We start from the raw sequence: 15412 nt of genomic DNA, 5'->3' as shown, positions 1-15412 counted from the left end.
GATGAAAAAACAAACATTAATTATTAGAATTATTTTTTACGGACTTCTTTTAAGCAGTTTAATCGGTTTAATTTCTTTTGGATTTATCTTTCTGGAAAGTAATATTTCTCATTTTTTATGGGATAAACTTTTAAATGATATGCCTTTTAAAGGAATCAGTATACTTATATTTTGCTTAATTGGAGGTTTCTGCATTGGTAAATTAAGAGAAAAATGGGGTGATTATCCTCAAACAGCTCATGATTCTATCGATCAATTAAAAAAAATACAAACCGTTAATTATCGACCAGCCTTTAGAAGCTTATTTGTCGCCTTACTCGTTTTAATTTTTGGCGCTGGAGTTGGGCCCGAAGCTGCTCTTTTAGGAGCTATTGTCATGCTCTCTATTTGGCAAGCTGATAAAATGCGTTATCTCTTCTTTAACCAAGAAACCTTTCTCAACCTTAATCCAATTGAAAGATTCAGACACATGCTTCACCCAACAAAATATTTAGTTGCTTATAATGCTGAATCAGCTCCAAAAGGAGAAAATTTTCTTTCTACCAAAAAAGCTTTAAACATTTTCTTTAGTGTTAACGGACTAATCTCTTTTACTATTTTGATGAAACTTACAAAACAACCTTCTTTTATTAGTAAAATGGGAGACACCTCTTGGCACCTAAAAGATTTATGGGTTTTCATTCCACTACTTATAGTTGGTTTATTGTCTGGAAAAATTTATAATATTTTTAAGAAAAAAATGAATCAGTGGTTTAATTTTTGGCAAGATGAACCAGTTAAAAAAGCTCTTCTAGGTTCTCTTTCTATTTTCATTATAGGATTTTTTTCCCCTAATCTTTTATTTTCAGGACAAGTCGCTCTTGGATCTGTCCCAAAGGAATACGTGAAATTTTCTTTCTTAATACTTCTCTTAGTTGTCGTTATTAAGTTGGTCTTTTTACAAATTTGTTTAAATACTGGATGGATTGGCGGAGATATTTTTCCAATTGTATTTGCCTCTATCATCCAAGGATTCGCTATTTCTCAAATCTTACCTGCTTTTGATGTTATATTTATCGTTGCTACTGTTGCTACTGCTATGGCAGTTACTATTCTCGATTCTCCAATTGGAGTCGCTATCTTTATCGCTCTATTTTTCCCAATACAAATCATTCCTGTAATTTTTATAACAGCTATAACTTTAAAAGTTACTAAACAACTCGTCCAAAAGAAAACTGCGAAGGAGTAATCATTATGTTCGGCTTACTTATTGGATTCAAACGACTCATTAGATGTCTTGTTAGATGTTTTAACAAGGAAGAAACTAAAGCATTACTAGTTGCTACAGGAATTATTCTATTAATTGGAACTATTTTTTATCATAATATTGAAAAAATGACCTTTATCGATTCTTTTTACTTTAGTTTTGTCACTTTAGCAACAATTGGTTACGGTGATTTACATCCTATCACAACAATCGGTAAATTATTCACTGTTCTTTACGGTATTTTAGGTTTGGGTATGGTTAGTTTATCTGTTGGTGTTATTGCAAGAGAACTCGTCCAAATTAGAAATGAAAATCAAGAAAATAACCAAAAAAATAGAGAAGATACTCTTTCATAAGAGTCTTCTCTACTTTTTTATATCCCTTCAATACCATTTCTAATCTCTAACATCTCTTCTTCCATGTTAGAAATTAATTCTGCTGTTTCTCCTAAGCGCTTTGATAAACTTTCATCTGTCACGCCTTGTTTATATCTTAAGCCATGTTCTAAACTCGCCCAGTAATCCATAGCTATTGTTCTAAACTGGATTTCCACTTTAATATTTTTAGTTTCTTTAAAAAAGAAAACTGGAATCTCAACAATTACATGTAAACTTCGATAGCCGCTTGGTTTCGGATTCTTTATGTAGTCTTTGACTTCTAGTATTTTAATATCTGTCTGATGGCTTAGAGATTCTAATACCATGTAAATATCATCCACATAAGCACAAATAACTCGTATACCGGCTACATCAGAAAGTTCTTTTGAAACAATTCCTCTTGAAAAAGGAAGACCTTTTCTATCTAACTTTAATATAATACTTTTTAATGTTTTGACTCTGCTTTGGATTTGATGAATCATATTGCTTCGACCAATATTGGCTGGACTACTTAATTCCCTATCAATAATTTTTAGCTTCGTTTCCACTTCATCAATGGCAGACTGATAATAAATAATTAATGCTCGGTATGTTTCCAACGCTCCTATATAAAAATTTGATTTAGGATCTGAGTCACTTACTAATTTAATTAGTTCACCTGTTGCATATTCTGTCATCTAATCACTCCAATATCATTTATCTCTCTTTTACTATAACCTTAGGATATGAATTTTTATTGAATATATTAGACTTATTAACACAAAAAAAGATGATAAACTTTCACTTATCATCTTTAACTTCTTTATTTAAGTAACTCCCATTGATAACTCATTGCAGAAAGAGCATACAAAGGAGCTGTTTCTGCTCGTAAAATCCTCGGACCTAAACCACATAATACAGCTTTATGAGACTCGAATAATTCGATTTCTTCTGGAGTAATCCCACCTTCTGGGCCGAAAATAATTAAAACATTTTCACCTGGTTGGATCTCTTGAATCACTCTAACAAAACTTTTTGTTTCATTTTCTTTTGCAGACTCTTCATAGGCAACTAAGATATGTTTGTAGTCACTTAGTTGGTTTTCAAATGCTTGAAACTTAGATAATAATTGCACTGTCGGTATTTGACTTCGATGAGATTGCTCAGCAGCTTCTTTAACAATTTTTTCGAATCGTTGCTGTTTTTTTACTAATTTCTTTTCATCCCATTTAACAACTGACGTTTTGCTAGGAAATCCTATCAATTCGCCCATTCCTAGTTCTGTTGCTTTTTGAGCCACCCATTCAAATTTATCTCCCTTAGTAAAACCACAGGCAATCGTTACTGAATAAGGCATCTCTTTTTCTTTTTCTTCTTTTTGAAGTTCTTTTAAAGCTATTTGATTTTCTGTTATGTCTATAACCTCAGCAATTAACACCGTTTCATCATGAAAAGTTAAGAAACACTTATCCCCTGTTTTCATACGCATCACGTGAGCAGCATGATGAAAATCATCTCCTGTTAGATGATAAGCCGTTTTTTCTTCGTAATTTTCTTTTAAAAAATATCGTTGCATGATGACTTACTCCTCAATAGATTTCTTTACAATAAAGGCCAACCAATCCTTTTGTTGGAAACGTTGATCAACTTCAAATCCATTCGCATATAAAGCTTCTAACACAATATCTTCTTTATCTTCAATAATACCAGAAATGATAAAAGTTCCTTCATCATTTAAACAACGGTAAGCATCAGGAATTAATTCGATAATAATATCAGCTAAGATATTAGCCACAATCACATCGGCCTTTTTATCAATACCTACTAATAAGTTATTAGCTGAAACTTCCACATCATGGGCAACTGGATTTAAGTTCATATTATCTTTGGCAGAAGCTACAGCCACATCATCTAAATCATAAGCATAAACTTTATCAGCGCCTAGACATTTACTCGCAATACTTAAAATACCTGAACCAGTCCCTACATCCATCACTGTTTCATTTCCTCTTAACACTACTTCTAAAGCTTGAAGTGTCAAACGAGTTGTCGGATGTGTTCCTGTTCCAAATGCCATTCCAGGATCAAGTTTCATCACATGTTCATCCGCTGAATGTGGCGTATAATCTTGCCACTCAGGAACAATCGTTAAATAACGACTGATAGTCACCGGGTGATAATATTTTTTCCAAGCAGTTGCCCAATCATTCTCGACAACTTCAGATGTTTCAATTTCATTTTTACCAATATCTAGTCCAAAAGAAACCAACTCAGTTACGCGAGAGTTAAGAGTAGGTAAAATTTCTGGTAAAAAAATCGTTTCAGGATAATACGCGTTAACTTTTGCACCTTCTTTAATATGATCAAATGTTGACACATCTAGTATTTCACCAAAGGCATCACTCTCAAAATTAGTCACATCCATCGCATCTTCAATGGCAACACCACTTGCACCTAATTCCATTAATATATTTGATACTGCTTCAACTGCTTCACTTGTTGTTAAAACAGATACTTGATTCCACTTCATGTAAAAACCTCTTTCTTAATATTTAGGGTATGGAACAAATGTTTCTTTTTCAAAAGATGCAACACGTTGGTTAAAGTCTTCATCATTCCAGTTTAATTCAAATGCTTCGATGGATTCGTCTGTTAAAAAGTCTAATAAGTCACTTTGACCTTCTGTTACTACTTCATTTAAATAAATTGCAAACGCACGAATCCATTCTCTTGAAAGTCCTTTTTTACGATTAAAAGGAATCGTTGTTAGGTACTCATCTTTATCAATTACCTCTGCTTCATTCGTGTAAAACAAAATAGCATCTTCAAATTCAATCACTTCTTCTTCGCTAAGAACACCTTCTTCGTCTTCAATAGCTTCTTGGGTTTTATTTTCTGCAAACAAAACAACAATCACTTCGAATTGATGTTTTTTCGTATTCCAATCGATGGCAAAATCAACCTCATTTAAATGTTTTTCTAATTCTTTTTCAATGACTTCTAGCATATTTTCTTTTTTCATTTTCTTCACTCATTTTCTATAGTTTTCTTTCCCTATCATACCGAAATCCCTCCCATTTGCCAATCATAAGATATGATATAATAAAGGGAAAAGATTAAGGAGGACTATGATGCAAAAACCACTTGCTTATCGAATGAGACCAAATACAATTGATGACATTGTCGGTCAACAACATTTAGTTGGAGAAGGTAAGATTATCCGACGTATGGTAGAAGCTAAAATGTTATCTTCTATGATTTTATATGGACCTCCTGGAACAGGAAAAACAAGTATTGCTAGTGCTATTGCAGGCTCTACCCATTATGCTTTTCGCATTTTAAATGCAGCAACAGATACTAAAAAAGATTTACAAGTTGTTGTTGAGGAAGCTAAAATGAGCGGCACAGTTATCCTTTTATTAGATGAAGTTCATCGATTAGATAAACCAAAACAAGATTTTTTACTACCTCATTTAGAAAATGGTCGTATTATCATGATTGGCGCCACAACTGAGAATCCCTATATTGCTATCAACCCTGCCATCAGAAGTCGTTCACAAATTTTTGAAGTGAAATCTCTAACGGAATCAGATATTGAAGCTGCCGTTTTTCGTGCACTGGAGGATAAAGAAAATGGATTAGGCGAGTTAGCTATTCAACTTGATAGTGATGCTTTAATTCATCTCAGCCGTGCCACTAACGGGGATTTAAGAAGTGCCTTAAACGGATTGGAACTTGCTAGTAAATCTACACCACCAGAAGCAGATGGTAAAGTTCATTTGACACTTCAAATTTTAGAAGAATGCATTCAGAAAAAAGCCTTTTCTCATGACAAAGATGGTGATGCTCATTATGATGTTATCTCCGCTTTTCAAAAGTCTATTAGAGGAAGTGATGTAGACGCTGCTCTTCACTATTTAGGTCGTCTTATGGAAGCAGGAGAATTATTGATTGCGTGTCGTAGGCTACTTGTGATTGCTTATGAAGACATTGGCCTTGCTAACCCAGGTGCTTGTTCTAGAACGGTATCCGCTGTTCAAGCAGCTGAAAAATTAGGTCTGCCTGAAGCTCGCATTCCTTTAGCTGAAACAGTTATCGACCTTTGCTTATCTCCAAAATCAAACTCTAGTATCATGGCTATTGATAACGCCTTAGCAGATATTAGACAAGGTAATATTGGAGAAGTTCCAGATCACCTAAAAGATTCTCATTACTCTGGAGCAAAAGAATTAAATAGAGGCGTTGATTATCAATATCCGCACAATTTTCCAGGTGGTTGGGTAAAACAACAGTACTTACCCAACAAACTAAAACATAAAACATATTATGAGCCAAAAGAATCTGGAAAATATGAAACGGGTCTTGCTCAAAGATATTTTAAAATAAATGAATTAAAAAAATAACATTTCTTCTTCAACACTATTAATTGCTGATTTAAAAATCTTGTGTTAAGATAAACCTATAGATATCTGTGATGTGCGTCGTATCCTCACAAGTGTTGACCGAACAATTAATTTTACCTTGGGAGTTACCAAGATATCGTGGAAAACATGCCTTATCACTTGGTAGTTTGAAGCGTTACTAACAATTCCCACCTGCATATAAAGCGGGTTCAACCATTCAGGGTACATAACGGCATCGACGGATATTTTCTTAAGAAATTGAAGCAATTTGCAATTTTTGCAGATTGCTTTTTTTATAAACATTTTTTTCAGATTGGATTGTGATATAATTGATTAAGATAGTTATGTTACTTTTTTCTCTTGTCTTACTAATCATTGGTTGGTACTTAAGAAAAAACGTTAACAAATTAGAACTCGTTTTTACAAAGGAAAATAACCGAAATTTACTTGCTTTTTCTTCTAGTTTTTTAGGACTAGGAATTATTGGCATTCCTGTTAGTTTTATTTTTCCAACCAAGGAATTTGCTTTATTTTTTGTAGCAATTGTTTTAGTTGTTTCTGCAACGTTTTCTATTCGCTTATCTAAAAAAATGAAATAAAAGTATGCAGAAAGGGTGTTTCATATGTTAAAAGAATACAAAAATATCTTAGTGGCGGTGGATGGTTCGAAGGAATCAGAACAAGCTTTTAAAAAGGCTGTCCAAGTTGCTAAAAGGAATGACTCAGTCTTATACATTGCTCACGTTATTGATATCAGAGCTTTTGAATCTGTTTCTAGTTTTGATGAGTCTTTAGCTGAAGAAGCTGCTAAAGTGGCAAAAGAAACGCTAGATTCTTATGTCGATTACGCAAGAGAACATGGCATTGAGGATATTCATTGTTTAATCGAATACGGGGCACCTAAGACTGTCATTACAAAACAACTTCAAAAAGATTATCGCATCGACTTGATTATGCTTGGAGCAACTGGCTTAAATGCTATGGAACGTATCTTAATTGGTTCTGTTTCTAGCTACGTTTCTCGCCATGCTAATTGTGATGTTTTGATTGTAAGAACTGATATTAACAATAAATTATTAGAAAAAGAAAAAAAGAAAAAATAAATACAAAAGACTGATTCAATTTCCACACCACGTGGATTGAATCAGTCTTTTTTTCTTATTTCTATCATTAATATACTTCCTACGACTAATTTTTTGATCTTCAATAGCTGCTCCCATTGTATCAATTCCTCTACCACTAGCACTTCCTCCAACACCAAATCCGTGATGAACTAAAGGCGTCCATCCTTTTAAAGGATCTTTACCTTTTTTTCTTAAGCTATCATTCTTTTCTCTTATCTTTTCAGATTTCAACTTTTCTTGACTCACTTTTCTCACCTCTTTCTAATAATCCAATTGTACCATAAAAAAAAGAGACTGAATCAAGTATCAGTCCCTCTATTATTTATATGAATTATTTTTTTAATGCTTCAACGTCGCGAGCAATCATTAATTCTTCGTCAGTTGGAATTAATAATACTTTAACTTTTGAATCATCTGTAGAAATAACACGTTCATCACCACGAACATCATTTCTAGCTTCGTCGATTTCACAACCAAACCATGTTAAACCATTGATAATTTCTTTACGCATATTAATATCATTTTCACCAATACCAGCAGTAAAGACAATTGCGTCAACACCATTCATAGCACTTACGTAGCTACCAATGTATTTACGAACGCGGTCAGCAAAAATTTCTAATGCTAATTTAGCTGATTCTTTGTCAGAGCTTTCTAAGTCACGCATATCACTAGATACACCTGATAAACCTAAAAGTCCAGATTCTTTATTTAAGATATTGATCATATCTTTAATATCAGTTAATCCTAATTTACCCATTAAATATTGTAATAATGAAGGATCGATATCACCTGATCTAGTTCCCATTGTTAAACCTGCTAATGGTGTGAATCCCATAGATGTATCGATTGATTTACCACCATCAACAGCAGTAATTGAAGCACCATTACCTAAATGACATGTAATAATTTTAGTTTCTTCGATTGGACGACCTAACATTTCTGCTGCTCTTTCAGAAACATAACGATGACTTGTTCCATGAGCTCCATATTTGCGTGCACCAAATTTTTCATAGTATTCAGTGTTAATGCTGTATAAGTAGTTAACAGCTGGCATTGTTGTATGGAAAGAAGTATCAAATACACCAACGTTTAATGTATGTGGTAATACTTTTTGGAAGACACGGATAACTTGTGCTTCTGCTGGGTTATGAAGTGGTGCAAATTCAGCTAATTCATCTACTAATTTTAAAGCTTCGTCATCAATAATTGCTGATTCTTTGAAATGTTCTCCACCAGCAACAATACGGTGACCAGCTCCTGTAATTTCTTCGAATGAATCAATAATGTTTAAAGCTGTTAATTGTTCTAATAACATGTTAATAGCAATTTCATGGTTTTCGATGTCTTTAATAACTTCGTATTTTTGACCTTCTCCATGTTTGATTGTAAAGATTGAATCATTTAATCCAATTCTTTCTACGATTCCTTGAGCGATAACTGTTTCTTCTGGCATAACATATAATTGCCATTTTAAACTTGAACTACCTGCATTAATTGCGATTGTTTTTGACATAATAATAATTCTCCTTTTTATTCATTAATATTTGATTGATACCAAGTTCGAAACTCACTAATAAATTTTAATAATGGTTGTTCGTCCTTAAGGGATGGTAATTCAGCAAGTAATACCTCTGCTGCTTGTTTTGCGTGATCACCTTTGTTTTGAAGTATCAGAATTGATTTGCCTAAACCTTTCTGACTGAAAAGAGAGCTTGGTAATTGCAATACTGCTTGTAAATAGACGTCTTCTTTTAACCAATTTGTTAAAAGCGGTGCTTGATTAGTTTCCAATAGATTACTTGGAACTAAAAATAGACCAAAACCATCTTTTTTAACATGCTTCATTGCCTTTTCCATTAATAGATGATGAGCAAAACTATGCTCGTCAGAAGAAGCCACTTTAAAGTCCGCCACCTTCTCATCTAATGGGTAGTAACCAATGGGTAAATCAGATAAAGCAACATCCACTGGGTCGATCAGTAACGGATCTATGCTATCTTGGTGGAATAAATGAGCGTCTAGTTTCATCCACTCTTGATTTACCGCAGCAATATTTAAAAGCGTATCGTCAACATCTACACCAAAACCAGTAGCACTTTTTTTAGCCAAGTTCAAATTAGTCATTACTGTGTAAAGCAGATTACCTGTCCCAACAGCAACATCTAATATGCTAACTTCCTTACTGTCTTTTGTTAATTGTTCTAATAGGTAAACAAATAAAAAGCCAATACCATCTGGTGTTAATTGATGGTTTGCTTGAATGCCCTCTTCCATTGAACCTTTCAACAAAACTAACTGACTAATTTTACGTTTGTCTTCTTCGGTTAAACTTAGTACCTCTAATTGCTGGTATAAAGACGTTACCTTTTCCACAACTTCTTTTTTTGGAACTCCGTCAATGACACGGACAGTTTGTGAATCAATGAAATTTTCACTGTTCTCAATGTACGCATCAAAAAAAGAAGTGTCGAGTGCTTCTTGTAAAATAGTGACTGCTTCAAACATTAGTTGAAAGCCCTTTTCTACATCAGTATGAGCCAATACTTCCACCTCTTTCATTAACTATAACAATTATCTCTCACCGTTTCATTTTAGCGAATAAATCCGAATAATTCAAGGTTTTGTCACAATAAAAGAGTGAGAAATCATCCGATTCTCACCCTTTTTTGATAAAACTCTTTTTAGTTGTTCGCTTGTAGTTATTTTTTAGACTTGTATTCAACTCTACTTCCTTATTTTTTTCATGCCAAATCACATCAACTTCACCAAGATTATATGTCACTGTCTTATTTTTCACTATTTTTTCTTCCTTAATTTCTTCCCACGTTATGTTCTCTAAAGATTTAGCTAAATAAAAATCTTTTGTATTAACAAGTACTTCTCTTCTAGTTCGATAATCTTCCAAAACATATAAAGTGATGATAGTAAACATCATTAAAACAACTAAGATGGGTAATAAAATCCCTCCTTCATAATCATCAGTTGAATAAAAAGTAGGAATAAGTTTCTCCTTCAAGTGTAGTTACCTCCATTTTGACTAACCCTTTTTTCTCAGAGAAGACAACATGGTCTACTCCCATTACAATAGGTTGATGTCCTTTTGAATCACTTGTTTTTCGAATCATCTGTTTATATTGTTCAAATACAATTCTCTCTTTATCTTCATTCACATAATATAATTTATTTTTCTCTATTTTTTGAAATGTCATCTCTTTTATTTCTGATTCTATTTGAATCTTACCTATTAAAAGCTCTAAGTAATTATCCTTCGTAACGTGTTTATCTACCTGAGTAATCATCGATAAAAAAGGTTTTAAAAAAAGAAGTAATCCCATTAAAACAACTAGAGAGATCAAACATTCCGCCAATGTAAATCCTTGATAAGTGACTAATATTTTTTTATTTCTAAGTATTTGTCATCACACTCAATTCTAAGATGATTTTCATTCCATACTTCAATAGTTGTTTTCTGACCAACTGCTTTTTCTCCCACTTGTTGTTTAGCGTTTTCGTCATTTAAAACAGAAGACATTTCATATAATAAAATAGCTTGTTCCAATTCCTCCTGAGCTTTCTTCTCATCTACCAAGAAAAAAGTGATAGTTCCCATCAAGAATAGTAAAGATGTCACAATGATAACCATAGCAACCATACATTCTAGTAATAAGTATCCACTATTTTTTTTCATCACGGCGAATCACCTTTCCACTCCCTAATTGAAAAGTATAAATAATATTCCGTTTATTTAAACTATCCTCAATTTTAATTCCTTCAATCTCTTTAATATTGCCTGAACCTGGTAGAAATTCAATTGTTTTGATTGTTCTTAGATTTAGAGGTTCCTCTACATATAAAAACTCACGATACAACACATCATGATGATAGTATTCAAACTTCAAAAAGTTGCTATCTGCGCTTTGAGATATCTTCGTTCCATGCTGCTCAATAATAGCACTTTGATGTGTTTGCTGAATTCTTCTTTCCACTTGATTAAGAAACATCTCAACTTTTATTTTTTCCTTCCAATGCTTCAAGCTAATTAAAGGAACGGCTAAAAAAATAGTAATCGTCAAAAGAACAAGCAAGCTCTCTATTAAAGTAAAACCAGCGTTATTAGTTCGTTTCACTATTTCACCTTAATCTCTAATTTATCAGCCTTATCTTTTTGATCTTTTGAAATATACTCTCCAGCAAATAAATCTTGCGTAGTTTTAGGACGTTCATTATGATCTAAATAATACATCTCACTTTGTGTTTCGATTACTTTTTCTAAAGCAGCATCTCCTTGCTTGTTGATACTATCTGTCTGTTTAATTAAGTTTGGTACAAATAAAATAATCAAAACTGCTATAACAAAAAGGACTATTAACATTTCCAACAATGTAAATCCTTGATACTTTTTATTTTTCTTCCTTTTTTTAAACCACTTCATTACTAATATAGATCCCCCATCCCACTATAAATTGGTAATAACAACGCACTGTACACAGATACAATTAAAATAGCAATTAAAAGAAACATCATCGGTTGTAAAAAACGCATTCTTTTTTCTGCTAAATTAATAAAAGCTTTCCATTCTTTTTTTCCATATATCAACAGTTCTTTACCTAAATCTCCTTTTACTTCCCCTTGCAAAATAATTAAATTTAATTCTGGCTTTAAAAAGCGCCAATTTTTTACAGGTCCCTCTATTGAAATACCTTCTTCAATTTTTCTCTCAATTTCTTGCGCCATCTCTTGCATCAAAGGTGTATAACCTGGTTGATTCATGATGAGCACAACGTCTCTAAATTCCATCCCTTGTGTTAATAGCTTTCCCCACTCTAACGAAAATAGAGAAGTATAATAATGAATGACAAACATTTTGATAAGAGGAATTCGGCACAGCCAATTAGCACGGTAAATAGCTGTTTTCTTCGATAAGTACAACTTAATTAAGGTATACCCAATTAAAAGTAACACTAATAAACTCAAAACAATTACCGGGCTATGATTAACTAACATTAACCCAATATTTTGCTGAGTGTTACTGTCATAAAGTTCTGTTAGTTGAGGTAAAATGTACCATTTCATGCCTAGCACCATACTTGATAAAAAAAGTAATAACAATAACGGATAACTAATAACTTTAATCAAATGTTCTCGTTGCTTTTCTTTATCAGACATATGCTGTGACATTCTCAACAAAGTTCCTGTCAAATCCCCATGTACCTCAGCAAAACTTAATTGAGCTTGTTCTGATTCCTTTAAATGAAGAATTTTCAAACAAGTGGGCAAATTTTTTCCTTCCAATAGTCGTCGATTCATCTGTTTTATTTCTTTTTTTCTTTTTGGATTAACCGTTTGCATAAAAGTTAGACTCTTCTCTAAAGTAAATCCATTGTCTAGCAACTCTGCTAGTAAAACCAAAAACTCTTGTTTTTCTTTTCGTTTAAAGGTGTGATGAGTAAAGTTGATAGGTTTCTTGAGTAATGATTTCTTTTTCATACGCTTCTTGCAAGCTTTTTTCCCAATCTGTTTTCACCCCATTCATGGTTAAATCGTACAAGACTGAATATCTATTACTGGTTGTTACAGGAAGTAATTCTTGATACACAATTCCCCTTAAGCTTTGCATTAGCTCAACTTCAGGAATTCCAAATTCTCTTAATCTTGTCATAACACTTTCCTTATCAGTTGCGTGAATTGTTGAAAAAACTAAATGCCCTGTTAACGCAGCTCGAATAACCATCTTAGCCGTTTCTTGATCCCTAATCTCTCCAATAATTAAAATATCTGGGCGATGCCTTAAACAGACTTTAACTAAAGATTGGTAAGTTAAGCCAATTTTCTCATTCACTTGAAATTGTAAAAAACGACTATTTTCAATTTCTACTGGATCCTCAATCGTAATAATTTGTTTGTTTTTCCGCTCATTAATTTTCGTAGCTAAACGATACATAGTAGTTGATTTTCCTGCGCCTGTTGGTCCAGAAAATAAGTATAATCCAGATTTAGTAATTCCTTTTTCCAATAGTTTAAATTGACTATCAAAAACATAATGATACTTTGGATTTTTTTCATTGTTATCCTGTAAAAAACGAATAACTAAAGTTTCGCGATTTAGGTAGTCTCCTACTGTCGATAATCGTATCCTCAACAGTTTTTCTCCCACTTTAATACTCGTACTTCCGACTTGCGTCTTTCTTTTTTCAGAAATATCCATACCTGCTGAATATTTCAAATAAAGAATTAACTTTTCTCCCTCATCACTAGTTAATTGTTGATATTTAGTAATATCATGATGATAACGGAAGGACAATTCATATCCTTTTTGATTTGGAAACACATATAAATCACTAGCTGACATCTTGAATCCTTTTCTTAGTAAATGTCTAGCTTGTTTTTTGACATCCATTATTACCTCCTTTCTTCTTAACATAATATTCGAAAATTTTTTCTTCTTCATTTAAATTTTTTAGCCATTTGTAGCAGCTGTCAATATGGTATAATAAGTCAACAATTATTTGACTGGAGGAGCATATGTTTGTAAACTTATATAACCCAAGAACGAATCAAGCAAAGCAAGCTAAAGTTGGTTTTTCATGGACTGTATTTTTCTTTGGTTCAATTCCTGCTTTATTTAGAGGTGATTGGAAATGGTTTTTTATTATGCTACTTGCTAATACTCTTACAGCAGGTTTTGCACACCTAGTCTTCATGTTTCTTTACAACAAACTCTATTTATCTGATTTAATTGTTGCAGGGTTTGTACCAAGTGATGAAGCTAGCAAAAGAATCTTACTATCAAAAGGCTTTATTGTAGAAACAAGACAGGATAGCCCTTTTGATGACTTTGATGATTTAGACTTTTAAGCAAAAAAATGATGAAGAGTTTAGCCTCTAATAGACTATCTCTTCATCATTTTTTAAATATTTGCCGAAGTATATACTTCAGATACGTCGTCATCTTCTTCTAACACATCAACAATTGTTTGCAGTGTTTCTAAATCTTTTTCTGATAATTCTGTTACGACTTGAGGAACCATTGTTAATTCAGATTGAGCAAACACGTAACCTTCCTTCTCTAATGCATCTCGCACATCAGGAAAATCACTAGCTTCTGTATAAATCTCAAAAACTTCTTCACTAGCTTCTAGTTCTTCTCCACCTGCTTCTAACACACTCATTAGCATAGTATCTTCGTCCACATCTAAACCTTCTCGTTCGATAGCAATATAACCTTTTCGATCAAACATGTAAGCAACAGAACCTGTCTCACCTAATGAACCACCATTCTTATTAAAAGCAACTCGAACATTTGTTGAAGTTCTGTTTCTATTATCTGTTAATGTATGGACTAAAATCGCAACACCAGCGGGACCGTAGCCTTCATAGATAATTTCATCATAGTTTTCACCTTCACCTGATGTAGTGGCTTTTTTAATAGCTCGTTGAACGTTATCATTTGGCATATTAGCCGTTTTTGCTTTATCTAATACTAATCGAAGACTTGGATTAGAGGAAGGGTCTGGACCGCCACTTTTAGCTGCCATGTAAATTTCTCTGGAAAGCTTTTGGAAGATTTTTCCACGCTTGGCATCCTGAGCACCTTTTCGTCCTTTAATGTTATTCCATTTTGAATGTCCTGCCATATAAAATCCCTTCTTTCTAAAAATTTCACTCTATATCATTCTATCATAGTTAATTAGTAAAGAATGTTTATTTCCGACGTTTACCTATTTTACTCTTGTTTTTCAATAAGAAAAGAACTGAGATAATCAGACAAGCTGTCATTGCTCCAACGCTATCTAACATAACATCCTGAAAACTTGGAGTTCTGCCACCTGTTAGCATTTGATGAAACTCATCAAGTGCCGCGTACCCTGTAGCACCTAGCCATGAAAATAAAAAGGCTAAACCTAAGTGTTTAATACGAGGATTAATACCTAGAAAGAAACTTCCTCCTAAAATAAAGTACGTTATAAAGTGGGCTCCTTTTCGAATAAAAAATTCAATGAACTTATGGTAGCCACTTGCTTTAATGCTTACTTCAGACCCACCATAATTAAAAGAGATATTAGATAATGATTCTTTAAAAGGTTCATTTTTTAATATTTTTTCAAGTAACTGTAATTGACTTTGTTGTTCATAGGTTTGAGATGAACTATAAAAAAGTATAGCCATCATTACAAATGCAATAACTAAATAAGCATTGCCATTTTTAAATTGCTTCTGCATAGACACACTCCTTAATCTCATTTATCGTACCTTGTCTGATACAAATTATCAAATTATTTA

22 protein-coding genes and 1 other RNA gene are annotated in these 15412 nt (G+C 33.0%); 7 read left to right on the top strand and 16 right to left on the bottom strand.

The features are described 5' to 3' along the window. The first annotated feature begins 1 nt into the window (after position 1). Positions 2-1228, top strand: coding sequence for a chloride channel protein (locus H9L18_RS02530; RefSeq protein WP_126793753.1), 1227 nt, complete (start codon positions 2-4; stop codon positions 1226-1228). A gap of 5 nt (positions 1229-1233) precedes the next feature. Then, a complete protein-coding gene (locus tag H9L18_RS02525) occupies positions 1234-1602 on the top strand; it encodes a potassium channel family protein (RefSeq protein ID WP_126793751.1) in 369 nt (122 codons plus the stop codon). A gap of 17 nt (positions 1603-1619) precedes the next feature. Here the strand turns inward: H9L18_RS02525 and H9L18_RS02520 are convergent, their stop codons facing one another. The 4 genes from H9L18_RS02520 to H9L18_RS02505 all read right to left on the bottom strand — a co-directional run bounded on the left by H9L18_RS02520 (position 1620) and on the right by H9L18_RS02505 (position 4624). Beyond that, positions 1620-2300, bottom strand: a complete 681-nt coding sequence (locus H9L18_RS02520; protein WP_126793749.1) for a GTP pyrophosphokinase — start codon at positions 2298-2300, stop codon at positions 1620-1622. A 125-nt stretch (positions 2301-2425) separates the two neighbouring features. Beyond that, positions 2426-3178 carry a 16S rRNA (uracil(1498)-N(3))-methyltransferase gene (locus tag H9L18_RS02515; protein WP_126793747.1) on the bottom strand — a complete coding sequence of 251 codons (753 nt, stop codon included), beginning with the start codon at positions 3176-3178 and terminating at the stop codon, positions 2426-2428. A gap of 6 nt (positions 3179-3184) precedes the next feature. Beyond that, positions 3185-4132, bottom strand: a complete 948-nt coding sequence (gene prmA / locus H9L18_RS02510; RefSeq protein WP_126793745.1) for a 50S ribosomal protein L11 methyltransferase — start codon at positions 4130-4132, stop codon at positions 3185-3187. A 15-nt stretch (positions 4133-4147) separates the two neighbouring features. Next, a complete protein-coding gene (locus tag H9L18_RS02505; RefSeq protein WP_126793743.1) occupies positions 4148-4624 on the bottom strand; it encodes a DUF3013 family protein in 477 nt (158 codons plus the stop codon). Between the two features lie 109 nt (positions 4625-4733). On the opposite strand from H9L18_RS02505, the gene H9L18_RS02500 reads away from it, so the two are divergent. The 4 genes from H9L18_RS02500 (at position 4734) to H9L18_RS02485 (ending at position 7108) form a co-directional block, all read left to right on the top strand. Next, positions 4734-6005 (top strand): replication-associated recombination protein A, encoded by a 1272-nt coding sequence (locus tag H9L18_RS02500; RefSeq protein WP_126793741.1) that lies wholly within the window; start codon positions 4734-4736, stop codon positions 6003-6005. A gap of 60 nt (positions 6006-6065) precedes the next feature. Further along, a non-coding RNA gene (gene ssrS / locus H9L18_RS02495) (6S RNA) lies at positions 6066-6254 on the top strand. Between the two features lie 80 nt (positions 6255-6334). Next, the gene (locus H9L18_RS02490) at positions 6335-6604 is read left to right on the top strand and encodes a hypothetical protein (RefSeq protein WP_126793739.1); all 270 of its coding nucleotides are present in this window, start codon (positions 6335-6337) and stop codon (positions 6602-6604) included. 24 nt (positions 6605-6628) lie between these two features. Continuing rightward, positions 6629-7108 (top strand): universal stress protein, encoded by a 480-nt coding sequence (locus H9L18_RS02485; RefSeq protein ID WP_126793737.1) that lies wholly within the window; start codon positions 6629-6631, stop codon positions 7106-7108. Positions 7109-7123: 15 nt separating this feature from the next. Here the strand turns inward: H9L18_RS02485 and H9L18_RS02480 are convergent, their stop codons facing one another. The 10 genes from H9L18_RS02480 to comGA all read right to left on the bottom strand — a co-directional run bounded on the left by H9L18_RS02480 (position 7124) and on the right by comGA (position 13529). Next, positions 7124-7375, bottom strand: coding sequence for a hypothetical protein (locus tag H9L18_RS02480; protein WP_126793735.1), 252 nt, complete (start codon positions 7373-7375; stop codon positions 7124-7126). Between the two features lie 85 nt (positions 7376-7460). Then, a complete protein-coding gene (locus tag H9L18_RS02475) occupies positions 7461-8645 on the bottom strand; it encodes an acetate/propionate family kinase (RefSeq protein ID WP_126793733.1) in 1185 nt (394 codons plus the stop codon). A 17-nt stretch (positions 8646-8662) separates the two neighbouring features. Continuing rightward, the gene (locus H9L18_RS02470; RefSeq protein WP_246433327.1) at positions 8663-9637 is read right to left on the bottom strand and encodes a class I SAM-dependent methyltransferase; all 975 of its coding nucleotides are present in this window, start codon (positions 9635-9637) and stop codon (positions 8663-8665) included. Between the two features lie 151 nt (positions 9638-9788). Continuing rightward, positions 9789-10148: a competence type IV pilus minor pilin ComGG gene (gene comGG, locus H9L18_RS02465; RefSeq protein ID WP_126793729.1), complete on the bottom strand. Its 360-nt coding sequence runs from the start codon at positions 10146-10148 to the stop codon at positions 9789-9791. After that, complete coding sequence (comGF, locus tag H9L18_RS02460; protein ID WP_126793726.1) at positions 10111-10500, bottom strand: competence type IV pilus minor pilin ComGF; 390 nt, start codon at positions 10498-10500, stop codon at positions 10111-10113. The genes comGG and comGF overlap by 38 nt, the downstream gene beginning before the upstream one ends. Positions 10501-10520: 20 nt before the next feature. After that, positions 10521-10820: a type II secretion system protein gene (locus tag H9L18_RS02455; RefSeq protein ID WP_126793724.1), complete on the bottom strand. Its 300-nt coding sequence runs from the start codon at positions 10818-10820 to the stop codon at positions 10521-10523. Next, on the bottom strand, positions 10807-11259 hold the full coding sequence (gene comGD, locus H9L18_RS02450; protein ID WP_126793722.1) for a competence type IV pilus minor pilin ComGD: 453 nt from the start codon (positions 11257-11259) through the stop codon (positions 10807-10809). Before comGD ends, H9L18_RS02455 begins: the two co-directional genes overlap by 14 nt. Then, on the bottom strand, positions 11259-11564 hold the full coding sequence (gene comGC, locus H9L18_RS02445) for a competence type IV pilus major pilin ComGC (RefSeq protein WP_126793720.1): 306 nt from the start codon (positions 11562-11564) through the stop codon (positions 11259-11261). The genes comGD and comGC overlap by 1 nt, the downstream gene beginning before the upstream one ends. A 2-nt stretch (positions 11565-11566) precedes the next feature. Beyond that, positions 11567-12619: a competence type IV pilus assembly protein ComGB gene (gene comGB / locus H9L18_RS02440; protein ID WP_126793718.1), complete on the bottom strand. Its 1053-nt coding sequence runs from the start codon at positions 12617-12619 to the stop codon at positions 11567-11569. Continuing rightward, entirely contained in the window at positions 12564-13529 is a 966-nt protein-coding gene (gene comGA, locus H9L18_RS02435) for a competence type IV pilus ATPase ComGA (protein WP_185847472.1), read from the bottom strand. The genes comGB and comGA overlap by 56 nt, the downstream gene beginning before the upstream one ends. 125 nt (positions 13530-13654) lie before the next feature. Here comGA and H9L18_RS02430 point away from each other — a divergent pair, with 125 nt between their 5' ends. Continuing rightward, a complete protein-coding gene (locus H9L18_RS02430) occupies positions 13655-13987 on the top strand; it encodes a DUF2628 domain-containing protein (RefSeq protein WP_126793714.1) in 333 nt (110 codons plus the stop codon). A gap of 53 nt (positions 13988-14040) precedes the next feature. On the opposite strand, the gene H9L18_RS02425 is transcribed toward H9L18_RS02430, so the two are convergent. Then, the gene (locus H9L18_RS02425) at positions 14041-14766 is read right to left on the bottom strand and encodes a YebC/PmpR family DNA-binding transcriptional regulator (RefSeq protein WP_126793712.1); all 726 of its coding nucleotides are present in this window, start codon (positions 14764-14766) and stop codon (positions 14041-14043) included. A gap of 67 nt (positions 14767-14833) precedes the next feature. Beyond that, a complete protein-coding gene (locus tag H9L18_RS02420) occupies positions 14834-15352 on the bottom strand; it encodes a VanZ family protein (RefSeq protein WP_126793710.1) in 519 nt (172 codons plus the stop codon). Positions 15353-15412: the final 60 nt, after the last annotated feature.

Origin of the sequence: Vagococcus carniphilus (genome assembly GCF_014397115.1) — a bacterium.
GTDB lineage: Bacteria > Bacillota > Bacilli > Lactobacillales > Vagococcaceae > Vagococcus > Vagococcus carniphilus.
Note: the sequence above shows the minus strand (reverse complement) of the source record. Positions and strands in the feature narration are given on the sequence as shown.